At 46.0% G+C, this 22,843-nt stretch carries 26 protein-coding genes; 15 read left to right on the top strand and 11 right to left on the bottom strand.

The genetic code is table 11. From position 1 onward, the window contains the following. Window positions 1-94: 94 nt before the first annotated feature. A complete protein-coding gene (locus G517_RS0103545) occupies window positions 95-922 on the top strand; it encodes a helix-turn-helix domain-containing protein (RefSeq protein WP_051205982.1) in 828 nt (275 codons plus the stop codon). Window positions 923-1,070: 148 nt separating this feature from the next. Beyond that, on the top strand, window positions 1,071-1,913 hold the full coding sequence (locus G517_RS0103540) for an EamA family transporter (RefSeq protein ID WP_028303260.1): 843 nt from the start codon (window positions 1,071-1,073) through the stop codon (window positions 1,911-1,913). A 71-nt stretch (window positions 1,914-1,984) separates the two neighbouring features. Here the strand turns inward: G517_RS0103540 and hisD are convergent, their stop codons facing one another. The 9 genes from hisD to G517_RS0103495 form a co-directional block, all read right to left on the bottom strand. Continuing rightward, the gene (gene hisD / locus G517_RS0103535; RefSeq protein ID WP_028303259.1) at window positions 1,985-3,295 is read right to left on the bottom strand and encodes a histidinol dehydrogenase; all 1,311 of its coding nucleotides are present in this window, start codon (window positions 3,293-3,295) and stop codon (window positions 1,985-1,987) included. An 82-nt stretch (window positions 3,296-3,377) separates the two neighbouring features. After that, the gene (hisG, locus tag G517_RS0103530; protein ID WP_051205981.1) at window positions 3,378-4,052 is read right to left on the bottom strand and encodes an ATP phosphoribosyltransferase; all 675 of its coding nucleotides are present in this window, start codon (window positions 4,050-4,052) and stop codon (window positions 3,378-3,380) included. Between the two features lie 18 nt (window positions 4,053-4,070). After that, window positions 4,071-5,333 (bottom strand): UDP-N-acetylglucosamine 1-carboxyvinyltransferase, encoded by a 1,263-nt coding sequence (gene murA / locus G517_RS0103525; RefSeq protein WP_028303257.1) that lies wholly within the window; start codon window positions 5,331-5,333, stop codon window positions 4,071-4,073. A gap of 88 nt (window positions 5,334-5,421) precedes the next feature. Then, window positions 5,422-5,679, bottom strand: a complete 258-nt coding sequence (locus G517_RS0103520; RefSeq protein ID WP_028303256.1) for a BolA family protein — start codon at window positions 5,677-5,679, stop codon at window positions 5,422-5,424. A 140-nt stretch (window positions 5,680-5,819) separates the two neighbouring features. After that, a complete protein-coding gene (locus tag G517_RS0103515; protein ID WP_051205979.1) occupies window positions 5,820-6,149 on the bottom strand; it encodes an STAS domain-containing protein in 330 nt (109 codons plus the stop codon). Continuing rightward, complete coding sequence (locus G517_RS17605; protein ID WP_051205977.1) at window positions 6,146-6,814, bottom strand: MlaC/ttg2D family ABC transporter substrate-binding protein; 669 nt, start codon at window positions 6,812-6,814, stop codon at window positions 6,146-6,148. The genes G517_RS0103515 and G517_RS17605 overlap by 4 nt, the downstream gene beginning before the upstream one ends. Window positions 6,815-6,903: 89 nt before the next feature. Further along, window positions 6,904-7,368, bottom strand: a complete 465-nt coding sequence (gene mlaD / locus G517_RS0103505; protein ID WP_028303254.1) for an outer membrane lipid asymmetry maintenance protein MlaD — start codon at window positions 7,366-7,368, stop codon at window positions 6,904-6,906. 1 nt (window position 7,369) lies between these two features. Further along, window positions 7,370-8,152, bottom strand: a complete 783-nt coding sequence (mlaE, locus tag G517_RS0103500) for a lipid asymmetry maintenance ABC transporter permease subunit MlaE (RefSeq protein WP_028303253.1) — start codon at window positions 8,150-8,152, stop codon at window positions 7,370-7,372. Continuing rightward, window positions 8,152-8,979: an ABC transporter ATP-binding protein gene (locus tag G517_RS0103495; protein ID WP_028303252.1), complete on the bottom strand. Its 828-nt coding sequence runs from the start codon at window positions 8,977-8,979 to the stop codon at window positions 8,152-8,154. Before G517_RS0103495 ends, mlaE begins: the two co-directional genes overlap by 1 nt. 376 nt (window positions 8,980-9,355) lie before the next feature. On the opposite strand from G517_RS0103495, the gene G517_RS0103490 reads away from it, so the two are divergent. From G517_RS0103490 to mgtE, 12 genes are all read left to right on the top strand, one after another. Then, window positions 9,356-10,318, top strand: a complete 963-nt coding sequence (locus tag G517_RS0103490) for a calcium/sodium antiporter (RefSeq protein ID WP_036590264.1) — start codon at window positions 9,356-9,358, stop codon at window positions 10,316-10,318. A gap of 12 nt (window positions 10,319-10,330) precedes the next feature. After that, complete coding sequence (locus tag G517_RS0103485) at window positions 10,331-11,296, top strand: KpsF/GutQ family sugar-phosphate isomerase (RefSeq protein WP_028303250.1); 966 nt, start codon at window positions 10,331-10,333, stop codon at window positions 11,294-11,296. A 60-nt stretch (window positions 11,297-11,356) separates the two neighbouring features. After that, on the top strand, window positions 11,357-11,896 hold the full coding sequence (locus tag G517_RS0103480) for a KdsC family phosphatase (protein ID WP_028303249.1): 540 nt from the start codon (window positions 11,357-11,359) through the stop codon (window positions 11,894-11,896). Between the two features lie 4 nt (window positions 11,897-11,900). Continuing rightward, a complete protein-coding gene (gene lptC / locus G517_RS0103475; RefSeq protein WP_028303248.1) occupies window positions 11,901-12,548 on the top strand; it encodes an LPS export ABC transporter periplasmic protein LptC in 648 nt (215 codons plus the stop codon). A 103-nt stretch (window positions 12,549-12,651) separates the two neighbouring features. Further along, entirely contained in the window at window positions 12,652-13,260 is a 609-nt protein-coding gene (lptA, locus tag G517_RS0103470) for a lipopolysaccharide transport periplasmic protein LptA (RefSeq protein WP_028303247.1), read from the top strand. After that, window positions 13,260-13,985, top strand: a complete 726-nt coding sequence (gene lptB / locus G517_RS0103465; protein ID WP_028303246.1) for an LPS export ABC transporter ATP-binding protein — start codon at window positions 13,260-13,262, stop codon at window positions 13,983-13,985. The genes lptA and lptB overlap by 1 nt, the downstream gene beginning before the upstream one ends. Window positions 13,986-14,010: 25 nt before the next feature. Further along, on the top strand, window positions 14,011-15,582 hold the full coding sequence (locus G517_RS0103460; RefSeq protein ID WP_028303245.1) for an RNA polymerase factor sigma-54: 1,572 nt from the start codon (window positions 14,011-14,013) through the stop codon (window positions 15,580-15,582). Window positions 15,583-15,667: 85 nt separating this feature from the next. Then, window positions 15,668-15,976, top strand: coding sequence for a ribosome hibernation promoting factor (gene hpf / locus G517_RS0103455; protein ID WP_028303244.1), 309 nt, complete (start codon window positions 15,668-15,670; stop codon window positions 15,974-15,976). 22 nt (window positions 15,977-15,998) lie between these two features. Further along, window positions 15,999-16,448, top strand: coding sequence for a PTS IIA-like nitrogen regulatory protein PtsN (gene ptsN / locus G517_RS0103450; protein ID WP_028303243.1), 450 nt, complete (start codon window positions 15,999-16,001; stop codon window positions 16,446-16,448). Window positions 16,449-16,621: 173 nt separating this feature from the next. Further along, a complete protein-coding gene (gene rapZ / locus G517_RS0103445) occupies window positions 16,622-17,485 on the top strand; it encodes an RNase adapter RapZ (RefSeq protein ID WP_028303242.1) in 864 nt (287 codons plus the stop codon). A 31-nt stretch (window positions 17,486-17,516) separates the two neighbouring features. Beyond that, complete coding sequence (locus tag G517_RS17600; RefSeq protein WP_051205975.1) at window positions 17,517-17,789, top strand: HPr family phosphocarrier protein; 273 nt, start codon at window positions 17,517-17,519, stop codon at window positions 17,787-17,789. A gap of 101 nt (window positions 17,790-17,890) precedes the next feature. Then, window positions 17,891-19,246, top strand: a complete 1,356-nt coding sequence (gene mgtE / locus G517_RS0103435) for a magnesium transporter (protein WP_102043343.1) — start codon at window positions 17,891-17,893, stop codon at window positions 19,244-19,246. A 95-nt stretch (window positions 19,247-19,341) separates the two neighbouring features. On the opposite strand, the gene pmbA is transcribed toward mgtE, so the two are convergent. Beyond that, a complete protein-coding gene (pmbA, locus tag G517_RS0103430; RefSeq protein ID WP_245543186.1) occupies window positions 19,342-20,724 on the bottom strand; it encodes a metalloprotease PmbA in 1,383 nt (460 codons plus the stop codon). 124 nt (window positions 20,725-20,848) lie between these two features. Between pmbA and yjgA the strand changes: the two genes are divergently transcribed. After that, entirely contained in the window at window positions 20,849-21,364 is a 516-nt protein-coding gene (gene yjgA / locus G517_RS0103425; protein WP_028303239.1) for a ribosome biogenesis factor YjgA, read from the top strand. A 39-nt stretch (window positions 21,365-21,403) separates the two neighbouring features. Here the strand turns inward: yjgA and tldD are convergent, their stop codons facing one another. After that, window positions 21,404-22,837 carry a metalloprotease TldD gene (tldD, locus tag G517_RS0103420; protein ID WP_036590262.1) on the bottom strand — a complete coding sequence of 478 codons (1,434 nt, stop codon included), beginning with the start codon at window positions 22,835-22,837 and terminating at the stop codon, window positions 21,404-21,406. Window positions 22,838-22,843: the final 6 nt, after the last annotated feature.

Genomic DNA, 22,843 nt, shown 5'->3' with positions numbered 1-22,843 from the left:
GCGTGTGAATATACGCCGAAGATACAGATGAAGTTGCTAGCCTAGCATTCAACCTCTATGCTAATCGAACGGGGAAAAATGGCTCCAGACAATCATGTTAAAATCGATATTCGAGAAAATGATCAAGACCTTGTTTACAATCCAATCCAGATTATCCATTCGCTCTTACAACCTGAAGCCCCGCAGCCATCGCCACGACTATGGCCAAGTTGTCATTCCGCTGCATGGGAAAATACAGATAGGCATTGCACCACTCTCTGTCAACACTATTGGCAATCAAGTCAACGCTACTGGCAATCAACATCCCGTCGACAACCTTGTTTTTAGCAAACCGGATGTGGCAGTCAAGCAAGGCATTTTTATTTATCCTCAGCAGGAACATTTTTTTGCAGCCCATGAGCACTCTCGCTTTTTGGTGGCTGATTTAGACCGATTACCGGATGTTTTTCAAGGCCGTAACAACCAATTTCTGACGCTATCGGAACACTTCTATAGCTTCTGCCTGTTCGCAGAGCATCAGCTTAACCACCAAGTGGACCTTAAAATTGAACGGCACATGGGGGCTATTTTTTTTCAACTACTGGGTCAGCAAGAAAGTTACCAGCATCTTGATAATCGTATCAACGCGGCGATTCAACGGCTCAACCAAGACTTGAGTCAAACGATTAACCTGCAACAACTGGCTCATCATGCATGTTTAAGTTTAAGCCATTTTAAGCACCTGTTTGCACAGGTTACGGGGCAGTCTCCCCAGCAATATCTGCTAAAATTACGTATGGATAAAGCAAGGGCATTATTGACTCATAGTGATACGCCCATTGGCTTAATTGCTGAGCAGGTGGGTTATAAAGATGCGTCTGCATTTAGTCGAAGGTTTTCTATTTATTGGGGGCAGCCTCCAAAGTCCTACCGTTCAAGCTGATTTTCCTTACCCAGCCCTGCCTTTCTCTTCTCTGCCTTTCTCTACCTTGCATGTCATCCTTCTGGTCATATAAAGCAGCTTTTCAGCACATTTTGCTTGCTTAATATCTTTTAGAATAGCGGTAATTTATTCATATCAAGGAACCCTAATGCCAACGTTTATTGGTTTAGTCGCTATTCTTATGTGGGGTGCTTTAGCACTATTAGGCACATTAACAGCTCAAATACCCGCCTTTCAGTTACTGTTTATCTGTTTTTCGATATCAGCAGGGTTACTCTTTGTTAAGCGTATATTGATCAAAGAAGCACTTTTTTCACCGCCAAGCCTCGGCTACAAACAATGGCTTTTCGGCATAATAGGGTTATTTGGCTTTCACTTTTGCTACTTTATGGCACTTAAATTTGCCCCTGCTATTCAAGTAAGCCTTATTGTTTACCTCTGGCCTTTGCTGCTAACGTTTTTTGTCGCAAAGGCTGAGGCGCGGCTTAAAGCCCTGCTAGGCGGTCTACTCGGCTTTATTGGAGTCAGTCTTGTGATATTACAGGGTAAGGATTTGGGAGCGTTAGGAATCACGAACGACCACCTTATCGGTTATAGCCTTGCCATTAGCTGCGCCTTTATCTGGTCAAGTTACTCATGGAGTTTGTCAAAAAATAAAGGTAGCGCCGATGATATCGGCTGGCTGTCGCTAGCCGTTGCGTTACTCTCTTTAGTGGCGCACCTATGCCTTGAAACCAGTGCTTGGAATCTTAAGGCCAGCGAAGTTATCGGGGCTATTTTATTGGGCTTAGGCCCCGTAGGTGGAGCTTTCTATCTTTGGGATATTGGTATGAAGAAAGGCAATCGATCTCTATTAGCAATATCCAGCTTTGCGGCACCTTTGATCACCGCCTTGAGTCTGGTCATCGCTGGTATCAGCCAATGGAGTTCAGTGCTGCTACTGGCCTTAATTCTGGTCATCCTTGGGGGTTGGATAGCCAATCGCTCATAAGCAAAAAAACAAAAACCGACACGGGGTCGGTTTTTGAGTAGAAGACTTTTTATCAGTTAAACTTTTCGTGGTCAGTCTTTAATACGATACTCGGCGGATCGGGCGTGTGCGGTTAAGCTTTCACCTCGGGCCAAAATAGACGCCACTTTACCCAGTTCAGAAGCGCCCTCCGCGGAACACATAATCAACGATGAGCGTTTCTGAAAGTCATACACCCCAAGCGGTGAGGAGAAGCGAGCAGTACCGGATGTTGGTAATACGTGATTTGGCCCAGCACAGTAATCGCCCAAGGCTTCTGCCGTGTAACGACCCATAAAGATAGCTCCTGCGTGACGTATTTGCTCAACCACCGCCAGAGGGTCTTCAATCGACAACTCTAAGTGTTCTGGGGCAATACGATTGGCAACAGTAATCGCTTCATCCAAATCTTTAACTTCAATCAGTGCGGCACGCTCTGCCATAGAGACACGAATAATCGACTCACGCTCGAGTGTTGGCATCAGCTTTTGAATACTCACATCAACCTGATCAATAAAGGTTTTATCCCAGCTGACCAGAATCGGCTGAGCATCTTCATCGTGTTCTGCCTGAGAAAACAGATCCATAGCGATCCAGTCTGGATCTGTTTTACCATCACAAACCACCAGAATTTCTGATGGCCCTGCGATCATATCGATACCAACGGCACCAAAAACCATACGCTTAGCGGTGGCGACAAAAATATTGCCAGGCCCAACGATCTTATCCACACGGGGAACCGTTTCTGTACCGTAAGCTAAAGCGGCAACTGCTTGAGCACCACCAATGGTAAAGACACGATCAACACCAGAGATACACGCCGCCGCTAAAACCAGCTCGTTAAGCTCGCCTTTTGGTGTCGGCACAACCATGATGATCTCTTTTACGCCCGCAACTTTTGCAGGAATTGTATTCATCAAAACAGAGGACGGATAAGCCGCTTTACCGCCAGGAACGTAAACACCCACCCGATCCATCGGCATCACTTGCTGACCTAGCAAGGTGCCATCCTCTTCGGTGTAATTCCAAGAACCCTGCACCTGTTTCTCATGGTAACGACGCACACGCTCTGAGGCTTGTTCAAGGGCGGTACGTTGCTCCTTTGGTAGGCCATCAAGAGCCTGTTGCAATCGCTCTTTACTCATTTCAAGTGCGGAAAAATCATCCACATGGAGATGGTCAAAACGTTCTGTAAAGTCCATCACAGCCTGATCACCACGGGTTCTCACCTGATGCAAAATATCAGTAACCGTTTGGTTAACCGCAGTATCCGATACGGATTCCCAGGCAAGCAAGGTATCAAGCTGTTGAGAAAAATCCGCTTGTGACGAAATAAGACGTTTTACAGAGACGTTAGATGACATAGAGGTTTCCGGTTTTATCAATACAAAGATAAATGAGCAGATTAGGGAGCATACCAAAGGGCTTGGTCTACTCTCCTTATCCTTAAGAGCGAACGGCGGCTTGCAGTTGCTCAATAATCGGCTGGATCAATCGATGTTTCATTTTCATAGCGCCCTGACTAACCACCAGTCGGGTACTAATGCCAGCAATATCTTCACGGGCTTCAAGGCCGTTAGCTTTTAGCGTATTGCCCGTATCAACGATATCTACAATCTCGTCCGCTAGATCCATAATCGGTGCGAGTTCCATACCACCATACAGCTTGATTAGGTCAACCTGAACGCCCTGTTCGGCGTAATAGCGTTTGGCAACGTTGATAAACTTGGTGGCAACGCGGATACGACCTTCTGGGCGCTCTTGGCCTTTCATGCCAGCAGTCATTAGGCGACAGCGAGCAATATTCAGATCAAGTGGCTCGTAGATACCTTTGGCTCCATGTTCCATGAGAACATCTTTGCCAGATACACCCATATCCGCTGCCCCTAGCTCAACGTAAGTCGGCACATCAGTGGCACGGATAATGATCAGTTTGACGTGATCTAGATTGGTATCAAAAATTAGTTTACGGCTTTTACGCACGTCTTCTAATGGATAAATACCGGCCTGCTCAAAAAGCGGCAGGGTTTCATCCAAAATGCGCCCTTTTGACAGGGCTATAATCAGCTGTTGTGGCTGCTCTTCTTGTGCCTGTTGCGGCTCTTGCGACGATTGAGACATAGTTAAAAACAAAACCTATTAGCTTGGGATTCGACGGATCTTAGCACCTAAAAGTTGCATCTTTTCTTCAATACACTCGTAGCCTCGGTCAATATGGTAAATACGGTCTACTAGGGTATCGCCATCAGCAACAATACCGGCAATAACAAGACTTGCTGAAGCACGAAGATCGGTGGCCATCACTGGGGCACCTTGCAGACGCTCAACACCGGTAATGATCGCCGTATTACCTTGAACATCAATTTTAGCGCCCATGCGCAGCATCTCTTGAACGTGCATATAACGATTTTCAAAAATCGTTTCTGTTACTTGAGAGGTGCCTTCTGCCACGGCATTCATCGCAACAAATTGCGCTTGCATATCGGTTGGGAACGCAGGATAAGGCGCAGTACGAAGATTAACCGCTTTAGGGCGATTGCCTTTCATATCCAACTCAATAAAACCTGAGCCCGTTATAATATGAGCGCCAGCTTCTTCTAGTTTGATCAAAACAGAATCTAGAATATCAGCACGGGTATCTTTAACGCGAATGCGTCCCCGCGATGCCGCTGCGGCAACTAAATAAGTGCCGGTTTCAATACGGTCAGCAACCACATTGTGTTCGCAACCGTGCAACTTCTCAACACCCTCTACGATGATAGTTTCTGTGCCATAGCCAGTAATGTTTGCACCCATCGCGATAAGGCATTCCGCCAGATCAATAACTTCAGGCTCTTGGGCTGCATTTTTAATAACCGAGCGACCATCCGCTAAACAAGCCGCCATCAGAATGTTTTCTGTGCCGGTTACCGTGACCGTATCGAACAAGATATGAGCACCTTTAAGGCGACCATTAACCTTAGCTTTAATATAACCTTCTTCGACCAGTATATCCGCTCCCATCGCTTCTAAACCACGAATATGCAGATCCACAGGACGACTGCCAATGGCGCAGCCACCGGGCAAGGAAACCTGTGCTTCACCAAAGTGAGCGAGAAGAGGGCCAAGCACCAAAATAGACGCCCGCATGGTGCGAACAAGATCATACGGCGCATGGCAGTTACGGATGGTACGCGCATCAATTTCAATACGCATTTTCTCATCAACGACAGGCTCAATTCCCATGCAGCTTAACAGCTCAATCATGGTGGTAATATCGTGCAAATGAGGCAAATTGCCGATACGAACAGGGCCTTCAGCAAGCAACGTTGCAGCCAAAATGGGTAGCGCTGAGTTTTTTGCGCCAGAAATACGGATGTCGCCATCAAGTGGGCGACTTCCGGTAATAAGTAGTTTATCCATCTGCGATCCGTAATGATTGTATGTACGATTAACCGACAAGCTATGTGATTAACCTAATAGCGGTGCGATCAACCTAATAGCAATGCGATTAACCCACACGGAGCTGTTCAGCATCTTTCCATTGTTCGGTCGTAAATGTGCGGATTTGTACCGCATGAACATCACCGGACGCAATCAATTCATTCAGGCCGGAATATACATATTGCTGCTTTTTAACGGGGTTCAAAGAGGCAAAAACCTCTCCGATAACAATAATTTCAAAATGACGACCATCATCACCTTGTACAATTACGTCGCAATCAGTCAGTTTGCTTTCTAAAATATTTTGCAATTCGCTGGCTTGCATCTTTGTCTCCGCGTTTGAGTGAAGCGCTGTTGTCTTAGTGAAACGCGCTCAATAAATCTAAGGGGGGTAATATTATTAGAAAAGACGGCAAAAGGCGATTTTTGCCCGAATCATTTAAGATATGATTTTTTTACAGTGATTTATTGGCAATGATGCGGCTGATCAAAGGCGAGATGTTCTGACAACCCTGAAACAGCAATAATCCGTTTTAACAAATCAGGAAGGCCCGTAAAACAGATCGATTTATCCGCCCGACAAGCGGCACGAAGCCAACACATAATTAAAGAAACGGCTGCACTACCGGAGTCATGTACACCGGAAAAATCGACCTCAATGCTACCGGTCGCATTGGCAATCAACTTTTCGCCTGTACGGCGAACACCAAGAACCGTCGTAAAATTAAGATCACCCTGAACCCGCAATACGCCATCACTCTGTACAATTACATCCGCTTTTGAGTTCGGGTTCATTCTGATACAACCTCGCTAACTTTGCCTTCAGAAACAACAGAAGCCGACTCACTTTTCAGCCAGTTCTCAATCACATAATCAAAGTTACGGTTATGGGCCTGCATGGCGCTATCAAACTGATTGCGAAAAGTTAACCCAAGGTTAATGCCGTTAACGGTGACATTAGTAATACGCCATTGATTGTCTTTGCCTTTACGCATGGCATAGATAATAGGATAAACCGTACCATCAACAGCAATGACTTCCATCTCAACCGTATCTCGGTCTGGGTCACGGGAAGGTGCTTTAGGGTCTAAAACCCGAATTTCTTCATTTGAAAATGCCAGCAACCCTTTAGCATAAGTACGAATCATGCTGCCTTTAAAGACTTCAAGAAAACGCTTACGCTGGTCTGCATCTGCAACACGGTAGTACTTCGCCATAACACCCGCTGCAAATCGGCGCATATCGATGGACGGCTCTAAAATCGCTTCTACCTTGTCATAAAAACGCTGAGGATCAGTGTCATAATAACCGCGAGCTTCTCCGATAATCCCTAGCAGTTCATTGGCAGTACGGGTGATTACGTCTTTAGGGACTTCAGTTTCTGCCCTAACCGGCGTAATAATCATCAACGACAGCAAAAAAAGAGTTAGAAAACGAAACGTAAAACGCTGTTTAAGCATATGACTACCCTTTGACATCCTGTTTTATCAAGCGTGTTTATCTTTATTTACAAGCTTGCGGCGAAACTTACGAGCTTACAGCGAAAAAATTACTCTTTTCCCATGCTAGACAAAAACTTACCAATCAAGTCTTCAAGCACAAGAGCCGGTTGAGTGTCACGAATTTCACCGCCATCCGCAAGCATCTCTTCTTCAGCGCCCACCACAATACCAATATAGTTTTCGCCCAGTAGGCCTGAAGTCAGAATCATTGCTGTGGTATCCGCAGAAAGTTTATTACGCATGCTGTTATCAATGCGTAGCGTCACTTTTGCATCGTACCACTGGGGATCTATCTCGATCGAAGATACGCGCCCAATATTAACACCAGCCATCGTTACTTTGGCTCTAGGCTTCAACCCACCCACATTGTTAAAGTGCGCATAAACGGTATAAGTACTGTCATCATCGGCGTTAAAGTTTAAACCGCTGACTTTAAAAGCTAACAACAGCAATGAAAATGCCGCTGCAATCACAAAGCCACCGACACTGATTTCTATCCAGCGAGTTGTCATCTTAAAAATCCCCAAACATTAAAGCCGTCAAAATAAAATCAAGCCCCAGAACCGCCAAGGAGCCGTGCACAACTGTTTTTGTAGTCGCTCGACTGATGCCCTCTGAGGTCGGCTCAAGATCGTATCCCTGAAATACCGCAATCCAAGTGATAACAAAAGCAAAAACAATACTTTTGATCACGCCGTTTAGAACATCATGAGTAAAATTAACCGATGCCTGCATATTGCCCCAATAGGAGCCGTCAAATACGCCAAGCCATTCAACCCCAACCAACATGCCGCCCCATACACCAATAATGCTGAACAGAATGCACAACAGCGGTAACGAAATAATGCCAGCATACAATCGAGGTGCAATAATCCGTTTCACAGGATCAACACCGATCATCTCCATGCTGGCGAGCTGCTCGGTCGCTTTCATTAAGCCAATTTCAGCGGTCAACGCGGAGCCGGCTCGGCCTGCAAAAAGCAATGCTGCAACAACAGGGCTTAGTTCTCGAAGTAATGTTAGAGCGACCATCTGCCCAAGGGCATCTTCCGCGCCAAAATCAACCAGAATCGAGTAGCCTTGCAACCCTAAAACCATACCGATAAACAAACCAGATACACTAATAATCGCAATCGATAGCACACCGGTGACATAAATTTGCTTAACTAAAAGGCGAAAGTTTTTTAGTACGTAACCTAACCCAAGCAAAGCCGCCAGCAACAACTGAGCCGAGCGCCCTAAGCCGCCAACAATCGAAAGAATGCGATGTCCCACTTGTTGTAATAGATCCAGCATTACGGTTTTGTCCTCAAAGGTGTTGCCGATAAGATATCCAGTGCAAAGTCCTCAGCAGGATACCGAAAAGGCACAGGGCCATCCGGCAGACCTTGAATAAATTGCTTAACCTCCGCCAGATCACTTTTCATGATCGCCTCAGGACTCCCTTGCACTAAAACTTTCCCACCGCTGAGCACACAAACATGATCGGCAATACTCAAGCACTCATCAATATCATGGGAGACCAAAACGGTCGTCATATTGAGAGCATCATTCAGTTGGCGTATCAGTTTTACAAGCACCCCAAGTGTAATCGGATCTTGGCCGACAAATGGTTCGTCGTACATCATCAATTCGGGATCAAGGGCAATGGCTCTTGCCAGTGCAACACGTCGCCCCATTCCGCCGGATAGCTCTGACGGCATCAGGTCACGGGCACCCCTAAGACCAACCGACTCTAGTTTGATAAGCACAAGATCACGGATCATGTCTTCAGGTAAATTAGTGTGTACACGTAGAGGAAAGGCTACGTTCTCATAAACACTTAATTCTGAAAATAAAGCACCACTTTGAAATAACATCCCCATACGCTGACGAAGACTAAACAGTTCTTTACGACCTAGATCAGGCACCGAGTAACCGTCCACCACCACAGAACCTTGGTCAGGCTTAAGCTGTCCACCAATTAAACGCAATAACGTGGTTTTTCCTGTTCCACTTGGCCCCATAATGGCAGTAATCTTGCCCTTGGGAATCTGGAGACTGAGATCTGAGAAAATCGCCCGTTTATCACGGCGAAATGATAGCCCATTGATCTCAACCAGCTTGTCAGTATCAGAAGACATATCAATTAAGAACCTTAAACGAGAGAAGCAAGCCAATAAAAGGCTGAACTGTACCTTACAAGGCCAGAAAATACAGCTTTCATATTAATCAGCATCTCTTAGCTGATCACTTTATGCCATCAAATGATGCGATCAAAGTGTTGTCAATTGTAGGCATTAGCGTTGTCAACTGTAGGCATTAGCCCTGATTTCTAGAAGGCTATACAGAATAGCATTCCCGCTACGACCATGAAATCTCATCGTGAATTGTTCATCCTTATATACAGCTTTCTCATTTTCAGACTTGCATTCGCAGGCAGTAACTCCTTTAATTGCCAACCAACTTTTTCAATAGATATTTCTCAACAAATATTTCTCACTAGAGAAAATAGGCCCTATGATTCCCGAAACCATCCCCTTTTCGATTGCAGCCCTCATTATTGGTTTAGCCCTTCTAGTGTGGAGTGCAGACCGTTTTATTGCCGGTGCAGCAGCAACCGCCCGTAATTTAGGCATGTCCCCCATGCTGATAGGCATGACGATTGTGTCCATTGGTACGTCCGCCCCTGAAATCTTAGTGTCTGCCATTGCGGCCATCGGCGGTAATCCAGGCTTAGCGGTTGGTAATGCGCTAGGCTCAAACATTGCCAACATTGGTTTAGTCTTAGGTATAACGGCTTTAATCGCGCCTTTGCCCATCAATATGAAGTTGATGCGAAAGGAAATCCCGCTATTACTCGGTGTCACGCTAATAGCAGGGGCGGTGATGCTTGATGGCGAGATCACCCTTGTGGATTCCTTTATTTTGGTTACCACTCTTGTTGCTAGCCTGTTATGGCTATTCAAAGGTGATGCAGAATCAATGGCCGATCAGGAGGAAGAGATTCCTGACATGACACAGGCCAAAGCCATTTTCTGGCTGCTGATCGGCCTAGCTATTTTAATTGGTAGCTCTCGAGTATTGGTCTGGGGTGCCATCAATATCGCCACCACATTCGGTGTTAGCGATGTTGTTATCGGCTTAACCATTGTCGCCATTGGTACCAGCCTGCCAGAGCTTGCTGCCAGTGTAACCAGCGCACTCAAAAATCATCATGAGATCGCTATAGGTAATGTGGTCGGCTCCAATATTTTCAACCTACTTGCGGTACTACCTGTACCCGGCTTCTTTGCCACCGTAACCATTGGCCCTGACATCATGGGTCGAGATTACGCCACAATGGCAGGCCTTACCTTTTTGATTGCGATCTTCATCGTTGCAATGCGTAAGAAAGGTAAGATTAATCGCTTAGAAGGCGGCATCTTCGCTGCTATTTATCTAGGTTATCTTTATATGATTTATCTATCAGCCACCGCTTAATGAGGGCTTAACATGCACGATTACATCTCCTCTGCACAGCGTACGTTTAAACTAGAAGCGGAAGCTGTTGCCGCTCAAGCGATCCACCTAGACGATAATTTTGTCAACGCCTGCGAACTCATGCTGAGCTGTAAAGGCCGTATCGTCGTTATTGGTATGGGCAAGTCTGGGCATATCGGTAATAAAATTGCAGCCACCCTAGCCTCAACAGGTACACCCGCATTTTTTGTCCATCCCGGTGAAGCTAGCCACGGTGATCTCGGTATGATTATCCGTGGGGATGTCGTGATTGCCCTTTCTAATTCCGGTGAAACATCGGAAGTCACTACCTTGCTTCCCCTGCTAAAACGCTTAGCAATTCCTCTTATTAGCATCACAGGATCGAAGACATCAACCTTAGCTAAGTTTTCTGATGCTCATCTGTTTATTGATATTCAACAAGAGGCTTGCCCGCTAGACCTTGCGCCAACATCCAGTACCACAGCAGCACTGGTAATGGGCGATGCGTTAGCGATAGCGTTATTAGAAACCCGTGGGTTTAGCCCAGAGGATTTTGCGTTCTCTCACCCCGGCGGCACCCTTGGCCGTAGGCTGCTGCTAAAAGTATCCGACATTATGCATTCCGGTGATCGCTTGCCTTTGGTTCAGTCGGGCACTGTGCTGAAAAAAGTACTGTTGGAAATTAGCCAAAAAGGCTTAGGTATGGCTGGTGTCATATCAGAGCACGGTGATTTATTGGGTATTTATACCGATGGAGACCTACGTCGAACCCTAGACCAAGGTTTAGATATTCATACGGTACAGGTAGATGATGTAATGACCAAGAATCCGGTAACGGTTATGGCGGAGCAACTTGCCGCTGAAGCGGTTGAGATTATGCAGCAGAAGAAAATCAATGCCTTGCTAGTTTCTGATCAAGAAGGCAAGTTAGTCGGTGCGCTAAATATGCACGACCTACTGCGTGCCGGTGTTATTTAATCATTAATATTGTTTTGTCTTATTTATTTCTTGTTTAACACCAACCATTAGGAGTTTCCCATGTCAAAGACGGTCACACCAAAAGATAAAGCTCGCGCGATTCGCCTTTTAGCGCTGGATGTTGACGGTGTGCTCACGGATGGCAGCCTTATCTTTCATGCCAATGGCAGTGAAAGCAAAGTGTTCAATAGCTTGGATGGCCACGGTATCAAAATGTTACAGGCTAGTGGCGTCGATGTCGCTATTATCACGGGCCGCAGTTCCAAAATGGTAGAACAGCGGGCCGGTGCCCTTGGTATTAAAATTTTATTCCAGGGCCACGAAGACAAACGTGTTGTTTTAAAAGAGATAAAAGAGAGTAAAAATCTGGAATGGTCTCAAATTGCCTATTGCGGCGATGATCTGCCAGATTTAGCCGCCATTCGATCTGCGGGACTTGGTATTACCGTTCCGAATGCACCGGAATACATGCTGCAATATGCCGATATGTGTACCACTCGTGATGGTGGTAAAGGCGCAGTTAGAGAGGTTTGCGACTTTATTATGCAATCCCAGGGAACACTGCAAGATGCTATTGATCATTATCTTTTAGGGCTTTAAATCAATGCTATTTGGGTCACGTCTGAAAAAACGTTTTATCAGTTTATTGGGCTTAATTATTCTAGGGCTTGCGATACATTTCTTAGATGTTCAACGCCCCCAATCTTTCGACCTTTTTTCAGACGTACCCAGCGCCCCAACCGAGCCGGATTACTACACGGTCAATAGCACCTTTAATGAATTTAACGAGCAAGGTCTTCTTGTACACTCGTTAAAAACGGAGCGCCTTCTTCACTACCCTAGCACCGAAGAAACAGCATTGGAAAAACCTGTTATCACAAGCTATAACGATGCGGGAGCACCTCTGTGGAAAGCCTCGGGTGATTCTGGATTACTCGAAGGTGACGGCAGTCATTTTCAATTAAATCAAAATGTTATAGTCTGGCAGATCGGACAGCAGGTTTCTAAACAGTCGGCGAATCCAAACCCTATTCAGATGCAATTAACAACTGAACAGTTAAATATCGATATGGATAATAACCAAGCGTCTTCAGATCAAGCGATTCGCATCGTCACACCTGAAGGCACAACAGATGCCGTAGGCCTGTTTGTTGATATGAGCTCAAATCGCATCGTATTAGAGAGTCAGGTAGAAGGGCGCTACCAAACAAAAATATCACCGATAGAAACGCTAAACTTAGACCCAGAGTAATTCGTTATCGTGTTTTTATATTCGCTTATGTATTTATATTCACTTATGTATTTGCATTCGCTGAATTGACCAGCGGTTTATCGGAGCTTATAGGATTTTGACCATGCCACACACATACAGCAGAAACAGCGAGAAAAACCGCGTAAACTCGATGCTGCTTACGCTTTTTTTTGGTGTTTTAATCGTTATTTTTGCATTAGTCACACCTCGCGCCTTTGCACTAGACACCGATGCCGACCAACCGATTAGCGTACTAGCTCAAAGTGCTGAGTTTAATCCTGATCAAGGCCTTGCGATTTACACAGGCAACGTTGAAATTGAGCAGGGCAGCTTAAAAGTTAAAGCCCATAAGGTAACGGTTTACCGCAAACCTGATGGCAGCATGGATAAAATTATCGCAGAAGGCCAGTCAGAACGCGTACACATGCAGCAAAGGCCCAATACAAATGATCCTGTTGTACATGCTTACGCCATGCGCATTGACTATTTAACTGACGCTCAACAAGTCGATCTAAACCGTCAAGCTCAACTGGAAAATGGACAAGATCGCTTTACCGGTGAACGTATTCTTTACCATCTGCAGACTAAGCGCATTCAAGCCTGGGGACAGCGTGCAGAGCAAAACGCAGACAGCGCTAAAAAAGATAAAGGGCAAGACGGTGAAGGGCGCGTCAAAATCATTCTGTTTCCGAACAGTGATGAGGCTCCATGATGAAAACCCTTAAAGCAGGACATCTAGCCAAAAGCTATAAAAAGCGACAGGTTGTTAAAGACATTAGCCTTGAAGTCAATCAAGGGCAGATTGTTGGGCTTTTAGGGCCAAACGGGGCAGGGAAAACCACCTCTTTCTATATGATTGTGGGGCTTGTGCGCTCTGATACGGGCTTTGTAACCCTAGATGGTGAAGATATCACGCCATTACCAATGCATGGCAGAGCACAAAAAGGGCTGGGGTATCTTCCCCAGGAAGCCTCTATTTTCCGCAAACTCTCTGTGGAAGATAATATTCTCGGTATTTTAGAAACCCGTAAAGGGCTCAGTAAAAAAGAGCAAAAAGTCCATCTTGAGCGCTTACTCAATGAACTTAGCATTACTCATATTCGTAAAAGCTTAGGTATGAGTTTATCCGGTGGGGAAAGGCGTCGAGTCGAGATCGCAAGAGCGTTAGCAACAGAACCGTCTTTTATCTTGCTGGATGAGCCTTTTGCTGGCGTAGACCCTATTTCTGTCAATGAAATTAAGTCGATTATTCGTCAGCTTAAAGCTCGCAACATTGGCGTACTCATTACAGACCACAATGTTCGTGAAACCTTGGATATCTGTGAAAAAGCCTATATCGTCAGTGCAGGGCAAATTATAGCCGAGGGCGATGCCGCTAATATCATGGATAACCAGCAGGTTCGAGATGTCTATCTCGGTCATGAGTTCAAGTTATAATCACTTTGGGAATAAGCCGTAACCTATGAAACCGGCCTTACAGCTTAAAATGGGTCAAAGCCTGACCATGACGCCTCAACTGCAACAAGCCATTCGCTTGCTGCAGCTGTCTACTTTAGATCTTCAGCAGGAGATTCAAGAAGCTCTTGAATCCAATCCTATGCTAGAGCTTGAGGATGAGTTTGATTCCGCCAATGAGGCCGAATCAAACGCTGACAACAGCTCTGACAATAGCGAGGATAGAAACGCTGACCATCATGAAGAGGCCTCATCGAAGTCAGAAAGCGATGACAAAACCAACGCTGAAAATCAGGATGCTGAGCTTGAAAGCTATACCGCAACGGCGGAGGATAGCTGGCAGGACTCTATCCCTGAGGACTTACCGGTTGATAGCGGCTGGGATGATGTTTATCAAGAAAGCCTTTATACCCAATCATCCGCACCAAGTGACGATGACGGCTCTTATTTGGAGCAAAGAGGCACCGTTACTGAAACCTTGCAGGATCATCTTCTCTGGCAACTAAACCTATCAGGCCTACCAGAGGGCGATCGAACCATTGCCGAAGCTATTATTGATAGCATCGACCCCGATGGTTACTTATCGTCCCCACTTGAAGAAATTTACGAAGGTCTATCCGATCGAACTGAGTTCAAAAATGCAGCCTTCGAGCTAGAAATAGAAGATATTGAAGCTGTATTAGGCTATATCCAACATCTTGATCCGATTGGCTGCGCCGCAAAAAACCTGCAGGAATGCTTGTTAATCCAGCTTAAAACCCTAGATACCTCAGATTTTTTACTGGAAAAAACACGTAAGCTCATCACCTTCCATCTTGACCTACTCGGAAGCCGAGACTTTGCTCAGCTAATGCGTAGACTTCGGGTTAAAGAGCCCGAGTTACAAGAGATTATTGAGCTTATTCGCAGCTTAAACCCTAAGCCTGGCTCCTCAATATCCACCGAACATGCGGAATATATAACGCCAGATCTGTTTGTGACTCGCGAGGAAGATCACTGGAAAGTTGATCTCAATCCTGATATTGCGCCAAAAATTCGTATTCATGGTGCTTATTCTGGCATGATCAAACGAGCGGATAGCAGCCCCGACAACACCTTTATGAAAAATCAGCTACAGGAAGCCCGCTGGTTTCTAAAAAGCCTACACAGTCGCAATGAGACACTGCTTAAAGTAGGATTAGAGATTGTTAAGCGCCAGCAAGCCTTTCTTGAGATTGGTGAAGAAGGTATGAAGCCTCTGGTGTTACATGATATTGCTGATGCTATCGGTATGCACGAATCGACTATTTCACGGGTGACCACACAGAAATATATCCATACACCCCGTGGAATTTTTGAGTTGAAGTACTTTTTCTCAAGCCACGTGGGTACAACAGCAGGCGGAGAAGCGTCATCCACCGCAATACGAGCTATGATTAAAAAGATGATCGTGGATGAGCCTCCGCGCAAACCGTACAGCGATAGCAAATTGGCTGATATGCTGGCGGAGCAGGGAATCAAGGTTGCTCGAAGAACCGTCGCCAAGTACCGTGAAGCGATGAATATTCCACCATCAAATGAACGTAAGAAATTGATTTAAAATCGATTTAGAAAAAAACGCTTTGCAAATACCTGAAAAGCGATACAATCAGATTTGCAAGACCGCGAATAATAAGGAGCTACTTATGCAATTAAATATTACCGGTCAACACCTAGAGTTAACTGAAGCGCTTCAAGAATATGTTTCTACTAAATTTGAACGCTTGGAACGCCACGTCGACAACATCACCAATGTGCAAGTTGTCCTTAAGTTAGAAAAAGAGCGCCAAATTGCTGAGGCTACTCTGCACGTTGCTGGTGCAGATCTGCATGCCACCGCAGAAGCCGAAGATATGTACGCATCAATCGATATGCTCACTGACAAAATTGACCGCCAGTTGATTAAGCATAAAGAAAAAGCCCAAGCCCGAAGTCAGGGTGCGGCAGCCCGCTAATTATTGAGCATAACTGATATCTATGTTACTCAATTCAGTTCTGACACCTCTGCGAACCCTTGACGGGGTTCCCGGAGGTAGCAAGAAGCGCCTTCTTGAGTTCTTCAGCAAGTTTATTTCCCAACAGGTTCCTACGCTGGAAAGCATTGAGGTTTTTGATAACCTGATTGCCCGCGAACGACTTGGGAGTACAGGGGTTGGGGAAGGCATTGCCATTCCTCATTGCCGAGTAAAAAACTGCTCAGAAAGCATTGGCACCTTCATCCGTCTAAAAGATAAAATCGACTTTGATGCCATTGATGGACGCCCTGTTGACCTAGTATTTATTCTACTAGTGCCAGAGGAAGCCACCGATGAGCATTTACAGCTGCTATCTAGCTTAGCTGAAAAGTTCTCAAAGCCCGATTTTAGCCGTCTTCTACGGGAGGCTCCTGACGCAGAGTCACTCTATGAACTTTGGGCGGTAGACTAACCATAGGCAAAATTTAGCTGAATCAACGTCACAGCACGATGAGCTGTCATGGATAAATCGCAGATATAAACCAATAGGGTCAGCTGTCATTCAGCTGACCCTATTGCGTGTTAAGATATGGTTTAAAGAATGCCAAAACAAAAGTAGGCTAATTGATAAAAAAGGGAAGCAGTATGAAGCTGGTTATTATTAGTGGGCGCTCTGGCTCTGGCAAAAGTATCGCCCTTCATGTCCTTGAGGATCTAGGCTACTTTGCTATTGATAACCTGCCAATCGGCCTGTTGAGCCAGCTGCCTAAGAATCTCCCTGTATCGAATAACAATGTTGCCGTGAGTATTGATGCTCGCAATATTGTCACTGACCCCCAAGGGATTCAGCCTCACTTTGAAAAGCTCAAAGCTGAGGGATACGATACACGCATTATCTACTTAGACTCAGATGATGGGACACTTATTGATCGATTTAATGCCACACGACGCAAACACCCCTTATCATCTGAAAAAGTGTCATTATCTGAAGCTCTGATTCAAGAAGGCAACTTACTTGAAGTTATTGCCGAACAAGCGGACCTGAGAGTCGATACCAGCAACCTTAGCATCTACGATCTTAGGGATATTATTCGTCAGCAGCTGGATAATAGTGACGGCCAAAAAAGTGTCGCGATCCAATTTCAGTCTTTTGGCTTTAAACGTGGCTCACCAAAAGACTGTGATTTTTTGTTCGATGTTCGCTGTCTGCCGAACCCTTATTGGGAGAGCCATTTAAGAGGTTATACCGGCCAAGACCAAGCGGTTATCGACTTCCTTGAGCAAGATTTTAGCGTTCGAGCTATGTTGTCTGATATCTCAAGTTTTTTGGATAAATGGCTACCAAGTATTATTTCAAGCAGTCGCAGCTACATTACGATTGGTATCGGCTGCACAGGAGGGCAACACCGCTCTGTTTTTGTTGCCGACCAACTTGCCCAACGCTTTCAGCGCCAGTACCCCCAAACATTAGTACGCCACAGAGACCTCAGCCTAGCCAATAAAGATTAATAGGCTAAATAGACATCAAAAGGACACGACAATGGCGCAATTTTCGGTAACCGTCACAAACAGTAAAGGCTTCCATCTTCGGCCCGCATCAAAGCTGCTACAGTTAGCCTCTCAATATGAAACAGCAGAGATCACTCTGCATCATCCTGAATCAGGGCGCAGTGCCGATTGTCGCAATATGATGGCTTTAATGATGATGAGCTCCCCTCAGGGAACGGTATTTACGATTGAAGTAAACGCCGATAATAGTGCAGAAATTGAACAGGAGATCACAGCACTATTTGCCGATGGTTTTGGTGATTAACTCCGTCGGCTAACTCAATAAAAATTCGGTAATATCAGTGTATTACAGTTAACACCTTGTATTACTTTTCAAACCTTTCTCTTTCACTAATGCGGTAATATATGGCCAGCGAAAACCAGGATATGCCACCCATTCTTGAGCGCCTGACCAATGCTATGGACTCAGGGGCTTTTGCTCAAGTTCGCCGTATGCTTAATCGCGGCTTACCCGCGCAGGATGTTGCGCACCTATTAGAATCGTCTCCGCCAAAAGAGCGTGATCTGCTTTGGAGCATGATCGAACCTGAATTCCAAGGTGATGTACTTCAACACCTTGTGGATGATATTCAGGCGATCTACCTGAAGCGTATGAACCCTGAAGAATTTCTAACGGCAACGGAAGGCCTGGAAACCGATGATATAGCTGATTTACTTCAGCAGCTACCTGACACGGTGATCCAAGAAGTCTTGGTCTCTATGGATGCCCAAGACCGCCACCGCGTTGAAGCCGTATTATCCTATCCTGAGGATACTGCCGGCGGCCTAATGAACACGGACACCATTACGGTACGTCCTGATATTAGTCTTGATGTGGTGATGCGTTATCTACGTCGCCACCAATCATTACCGGACTCAACAGACTCGGTATTGGTCGTCAGCCGAGGCGATCACTTTATTGGCCGACTGCCCATTGTGCGTCTTTTAGTCTCCGATCCTAATATCACGGTTCGGGAGGTGATGGATACTGACACCATCGTTATTCCCGCAGATATGCATGATAGTGAAGTCGCCAATCTGTTTGAAAAATTCGACTTAATTTCCGCCCCTGTCGTCGATACAGAAGGCACGCTACTGGGTCGTATCACCATTGATGATGTGGTCGATGTTATCCGAGAAGATGCCGATCACTCTTTAATGAGCATGGCCGGTTTGGATGAAGACGAAGATACCTTCTCGCCGATATTGCTCACCGCGAGACGACGTGCCGTTTGGCTCGGCATCAACTTAATGACCGCCTTTTTAGCGTCAGCCGTTATTGGGGTATTTGATGCAACTATCGAGAAAGTGGTCGCGCTAGCCGTGCTTATGCCCATTGTCGCTAGTATGGGGGGGATTGCGGGGAGTCAAACCTTAACCGTCGTCATTCGTGGTATGGCCTTAGGTCATATTTCATCAAGTAATACACCCTGGCTACTTAACCGTGAGTTTATCGTCGGCTTAATTAACGGTGTCATCTGGGCAGCGGTTGTCGCGGTTGTCGCGATACTGTGGTTTGATGATTTGGTCCTAGGCTTCATTATTGGCACGGCGATTATCATTAACTTACTGGTTGCGGTTCTTGCCGGTGCGTCTCTTCCCTTAGCACTAAAATGGATGAAAATTGACCCCGCACTGGCTGGTAGCGTTTTGCTCACCACGGTAACTGATGTGATCGGCTTTATGGCTTTTTTAGGCCTAGCCACCGCATTTTATTTATAGAAAATAAAGAACGGTAAAAGAATAAAAAAGCGCAGAATGGCATCACCATTCTGCGCTTTTTCTGGCCTAATCAAATCTAACTCAGCATAAGCCCATTAAGCCCCAGCAACTGCCATTTCTTCAATCAGAATAGAGCCGGTTTGAGTATTACCGCGAACATCCACATCACTGCCTATTGCAATAATATGGCGGAACATATCATTTAAGTTACCGGCAATAGTGATCTCATGTACAGGGTACTGAATCACACCATTTTCTACCCAAAAACCAGCTGCTCCCCGTGAATAATCACCGGTGACCATATTCACACCCTGCCCCATAAGCTCCGTGACTAATAGCCCTGTGCCCATCTTTTTCAAGACCTGCTCATAGGTCTCACCGGTTGAGGTTATTCTCAGATTACGAGCACCACCGGCATTAGCGGAAGTATCTAACCCCAGCTTACGAGCGGAGTAACTGCTCAGCATGTATTGATTCAACACACCCTGCTCAACAAAGACATTATTACGGGTTGCAACACCTTCTTGATCAAACGGCGCACTAGCAACACCAGCGATAAGATGAGGCTGCTCATAGATAGAAACAAACTCAGGAAACAGCTGCTCCCCTTGGCGGTCTTTCAAAAAGGAAGCATTGCGGTACAAACTACCACCGCTTATCGCCCCCATTAAATGACCGACTAAACCCGATGCAACTTCAGCGGCAAACATCACCGGCATTTTACCTGTGGATAATTTCTGCGGATTTAAACGGCTTAAAGTACGCTCAGCCGCTTTTTTACCGATCATCTCAGGATCACTTAATAGCGCCCACTGTCGATTACTGTCATACCAGTAATCCCGCTGCATCAGCTCACCTTGCCCAGCAATTAGCACACAACTGGCGGAATAACTTGTCCCCCAAAGCTGCCCTGTGAAGCCGTGGCTATTGGCGTAAAGCGTTGTACTTTCTCCGGCATAAAATCCTGCACCATCAGAGTTAGTAATGCGCTCATCCGTCCGACCAGCCGCTTCACAAATCAATGAAAGCTCAACCAATCGATCAACATCAAAAGGCTCTGGATAATACAGTTGAGGGTCATCCCACTGCTGAGCCATTAACGATTCATCAGCTAAGCCAGCAAAGCTATCTTCAGCGGTATGCTCGGCAAAGGCTAAGGCCATATCCACGGCTTGCTCTAGTGCTTTATCCGTTAAATCTGTTACGGAAACATGGCCTTTTCTTTGGCCTTTATAGAGCGTTAAAGAAAGGCTTTGATCTTGGTTAAACTCAACGGTTTCAACCTCGGCTAGGCGGGCATTAATGGATAACCCTCGGCTACCCGAAACAGAAAGCTCTGCACTGCTCGCACCTTTCTGAGAGGCAAGCTCCAGCACTTTATGAGCACACTCAGGAAGTTGTTGATGCCAACTTTGCATCTGCTCGCTTAAAGCCTGATCTGTTTCATGATTCTGATTTTTTATATTACGTTGGGACATTAGCGACCCCCTAATGGATTCGGTGTCATATCAAGTGACTTACTAATCAAATGCATCGTCAAATCGGTCTTCATTCGTAACTGTGTTAAACTTTGCACAAGTAATAACTGTACAAGTGGATGATATGACCGACGACATTCAAGAAGACTACGAAGAGTTTGATGAAGGCCCAAGCAAAACCCAGATAAAACGGGAGATGAAGGGGCTTCAAGAGATGGGTGCAAAACTGCTAAAGCTGAATGCAGACCAGATAAAACAGCTGCCGCTTTCTGATGAAATGCTAGCGGCGGTTGCTGAATTCCGCCGAATTCGCTCCCATGAAGCACAGCGCCGCCATCTGCAGTACGTTGGCAAGGTGATGCGCAATGAAGATATTGATGCGATTGAAAAAAAACTGGCTCTGTTTGATACCACAAGCGATGCATATAACCGTCAGTTCCATATGATAGAACACTGGCGTGATCGTTTGGTTGCTGAAGGTGATCCAGCGCTAAATGCGTTAATCGAAGAGAAGCCGAATACAGACCGTCAGATGATGCGTCAGCTAATTCGCACCGCACAGAAAGAGCTAAAGGATGGCAAACCACCTGCGGCTGCCCGAAAAATATTTCAGGGCCTCCGCGAAATTTTTGGCTTATAGGCCAATGGTTGTCCTTTAAAAGGAATGTTGGCACTAGGGTCACTCCCCTGTGCCTCCTACGGTCAACTCATCAATTTTCAATGAGGGTTGGCCAACCCCTACCGGCACGCTTTGCCCATCTTTACCGCAAACACCCACCCCATCATCAAGGCGTAAATCATTACCGACCATTGATATTTTCTGCATGGTTTCAGGGCCATTACCGATTAGTGTTGCCCCTTTAATAGGAGCTGTTACCCGTCCATTTTCAATCAGATAAGCTTCACTGGCGGAGAAAACAAACTTGCCGGAAGTAATATCCACCTGACCACCGCCAAAATTAACCGCATAGATGCCTTTCTTAACACTAGCAATCAGCTCTTCCGGCGGATGCTCCCCCGGTAACATATAGGTATTAGTCATTCGAGGCATCGGTAAGTGAGCAAAAGATTCCCGTCGTCCATTACCTGTAACCCCATGCCCCATTAAGCGAGCATTCATCTTATCCTGTATGTAACCCACAAGACGGCCATTTTCAATAAGCGTCGTATTCTGAGTAGGGGTGCCCTCATCATCCACAGACAATGAGCCACGGCGATCAGCCAAGGTGCCATCATCCACAATAGTACATAACGATGAGGCAACCTGCTCACCAATACGACCTGAGAATGCAGAGCTACCTTTACGGTTAAAATCACCCTCAAGACCATGACCAACCGCCTCATGCAGGAGTACACCCGGCCAACCTGACCCTAAGACAACAGGCATATTTCCTGCTGGAGCATCAACAGCCTCAAGGTTCACCAATGCCTGACGAACCGCCTCTTTGGCAACTGTCTCCGCTAATGATTTGTCCAACAAGGTTTTTAAGCTATAACGGCCACCGGCACCCGCTGAACCACGTTCTTTACGACCATTTTGCTCGGCAATCACGCTGACATTAATCCGCACTAACGGGCGGATATCCGCCGCCAATGTGCCATCACTCGCCACAATAAGTACTTGTTCAAAGCTAGCCGATAACGAAGCCGTAACCTCTTTGACTCGGGAGTCCACTTCGCGAGCGATAGTATCCGCCTGCTGCAAGATCGCTAATTTCTCTTCCGAGCTTAACGCTAGAATCGGGTTATCGGCCACATAAAGCGGGTTAAAATGAACACGGGCTAAAGCTTGTACTTGGCCTGACTGACCTTGGCGAACAATACTTCGCGCGGCTTGTGCAGCTTGAGAAATCGCCAAAGCAGTAATATCACCACTATAGGAGAAACCTGTTTTCTCTCCTGAAATAGAGCGCACACCCACACCACGATCAGCGCTATAACCGGCATCTTTAACCAGTCCTTCTTCCAGAACCCAGCTTTCACTCATCGACTGCTGAAAATAAAGATCCGCAAAATCAATACCTGGCCCCATTGCCTGAGTTAAAAATTGATCCAGTTGGTCAAGGCTAACATTACCGGGTAACAACAATTCCCGAGAAACCTGTTCTATCATAAACAC

Origin of the sequence: Oceanospirillum maris DSM 6286, from assembly GCF_000422865.1 — a bacterium.
Taxonomy (GTDB): domain Bacteria; phylum Pseudomonadota; class Gammaproteobacteria; order Pseudomonadales; family Halomonadaceae; genus Oceanospirillum; species Oceanospirillum maris.
This window is presented reverse-complemented; position numbering and strand designations above follow the sequence as displayed.

What these genes read in the sequence shown, in the direction of transcription:
- G517_RS0103545 (WP_051205982.1), top strand. Translation starts at nt 95, where the DNA reads ATGTTAAAATCGATATTCGAGAAAATGATCAAGACCTTGTTTACAATC.
- G517_RS0103540 (WP_028303260.1), top strand. Translation starts at nt 1,071, where the DNA reads ATGCCAACGTTTATTGGTTTAGTCGCTATTCTTATGTGGGGTGCTTTA.
- hisD (WP_028303259.1), bottom strand. Translation starts at nt 3,295, where the DNA reads ATGTCATCTAACGTCTCTGTAAAACGTCTTATTTCGTCACAAGCGGAT.
- hisG (WP_051205981.1), bottom strand. Translation starts at nt 4,052, where the DNA reads ATGTCTCAATCGTCGCAAGAGCCGCAACAGGCACAAGAAGAGCAGCCA.
- murA (WP_028303257.1), bottom strand. Translation starts at nt 5,333, where the DNA reads ATGGATAAACTACTTATTACCGGAAGTCGCCCACTTGATGGCGACATC.
- G517_RS0103520 (WP_028303256.1), bottom strand. Translation starts at nt 5,679, where the DNA reads ATGCAAGCCAGCGAATTGCAAAATATTTTAGAAAGCAAACTGACTGAT.
- G517_RS0103515 (WP_051205979.1), bottom strand. Translation starts at nt 6,149, where the DNA reads ATGAACCCGAACTCAAAAGCGGATGTAATTGTACAGAGTGATGGCGTA.
- G517_RS17605 (WP_051205977.1), bottom strand. Translation starts at nt 6,814, where the DNA reads ATGCTTAAACAGCGTTTTACGTTTCGTTTTCTAACTCTTTTTTTGCTG.
- mlaD (WP_028303254.1), bottom strand. Translation starts at nt 7,368, where the DNA reads ATGACAACTCGCTGGATAGAAATCAGTGTCGGTGGCTTTGTGATTGCA.
- mlaE (WP_028303253.1), bottom strand. Translation starts at nt 8,152, where the DNA reads ATGCTGGATCTATTACAACAAGTGGGACATCGCATTCTTTCGATTGTT.
- G517_RS0103495 (WP_028303252.1), bottom strand. Translation starts at nt 8,979, where the DNA reads ATGTCTTCTGATACTGACAAGCTGGTTGAGATCAATGGGCTATCATTT.
- G517_RS0103490 (WP_036590264.1), top strand. Translation starts at nt 9,356, where the DNA reads ATGATTCCCGAAACCATCCCCTTTTCGATTGCAGCCCTCATTATTGGT.
- G517_RS0103485 (WP_028303250.1), top strand. Translation starts at nt 10,331, where the DNA reads ATGCACGATTACATCTCCTCTGCACAGCGTACGTTTAAACTAGAAGCG.
- G517_RS0103480 (WP_028303249.1), top strand. Translation starts at nt 11,357, where the DNA reads ATGTCAAAGACGGTCACACCAAAAGATAAAGCTCGCGCGATTCGCCTT.
- lptC (WP_028303248.1), top strand. Translation starts at nt 11,901, where the DNA reads ATGCTATTTGGGTCACGTCTGAAAAAACGTTTTATCAGTTTATTGGGC.
- lptA (WP_028303247.1), top strand. Translation starts at nt 12,652, where the DNA reads ATGCCACACACATACAGCAGAAACAGCGAGAAAAACCGCGTAAACTCG.
- lptB (WP_028303246.1), top strand. Translation starts at nt 13,260, where the DNA reads ATGAAAACCCTTAAAGCAGGACATCTAGCCAAAAGCTATAAAAAGCGA.
- G517_RS0103460 (WP_028303245.1), top strand. Translation starts at nt 14,011, where the DNA reads ATGAAACCGGCCTTACAGCTTAAAATGGGTCAAAGCCTGACCATGACG.
- hpf (WP_028303244.1), top strand. Translation starts at nt 15,668, where the DNA reads ATGCAATTAAATATTACCGGTCAACACCTAGAGTTAACTGAAGCGCTT.
- ptsN (WP_028303243.1), top strand. Translation starts at nt 15,999, where the DNA reads ATGTTACTCAATTCAGTTCTGACACCTCTGCGAACCCTTGACGGGGTT.
- rapZ (WP_028303242.1), top strand. Translation starts at nt 16,622, where the DNA reads ATGAAGCTGGTTATTATTAGTGGGCGCTCTGGCTCTGGCAAAAGTATC.
- G517_RS17600 (WP_051205975.1), top strand. Translation starts at nt 17,517, where the DNA reads ATGGCGCAATTTTCGGTAACCGTCACAAACAGTAAAGGCTTCCATCTT.
- mgtE (WP_102043343.1), top strand. Translation starts at nt 17,891, where the DNA reads ATGGCCAGCGAAAACCAGGATATGCCACCCATTCTTGAGCGCCTGACC.
- pmbA (WP_245543186.1), bottom strand. Translation starts at nt 20,724, where the DNA reads ATGTCCCAACGTAATATAAAAAATCAGAATCATGAAACAGATCAGGCT.
- yjgA (WP_028303239.1), top strand. Translation starts at nt 20,849, where the DNA reads ATGACCGACGACATTCAAGAAGACTACGAAGAGTTTGATGAAGGCCCA.
- tldD (WP_036590262.1), bottom strand. Translation starts at nt 22,837, where the DNA reads ATGATAGAACAGGTTTCTCGGGAATTGTTGTTACCCGGTAATGTTAGC.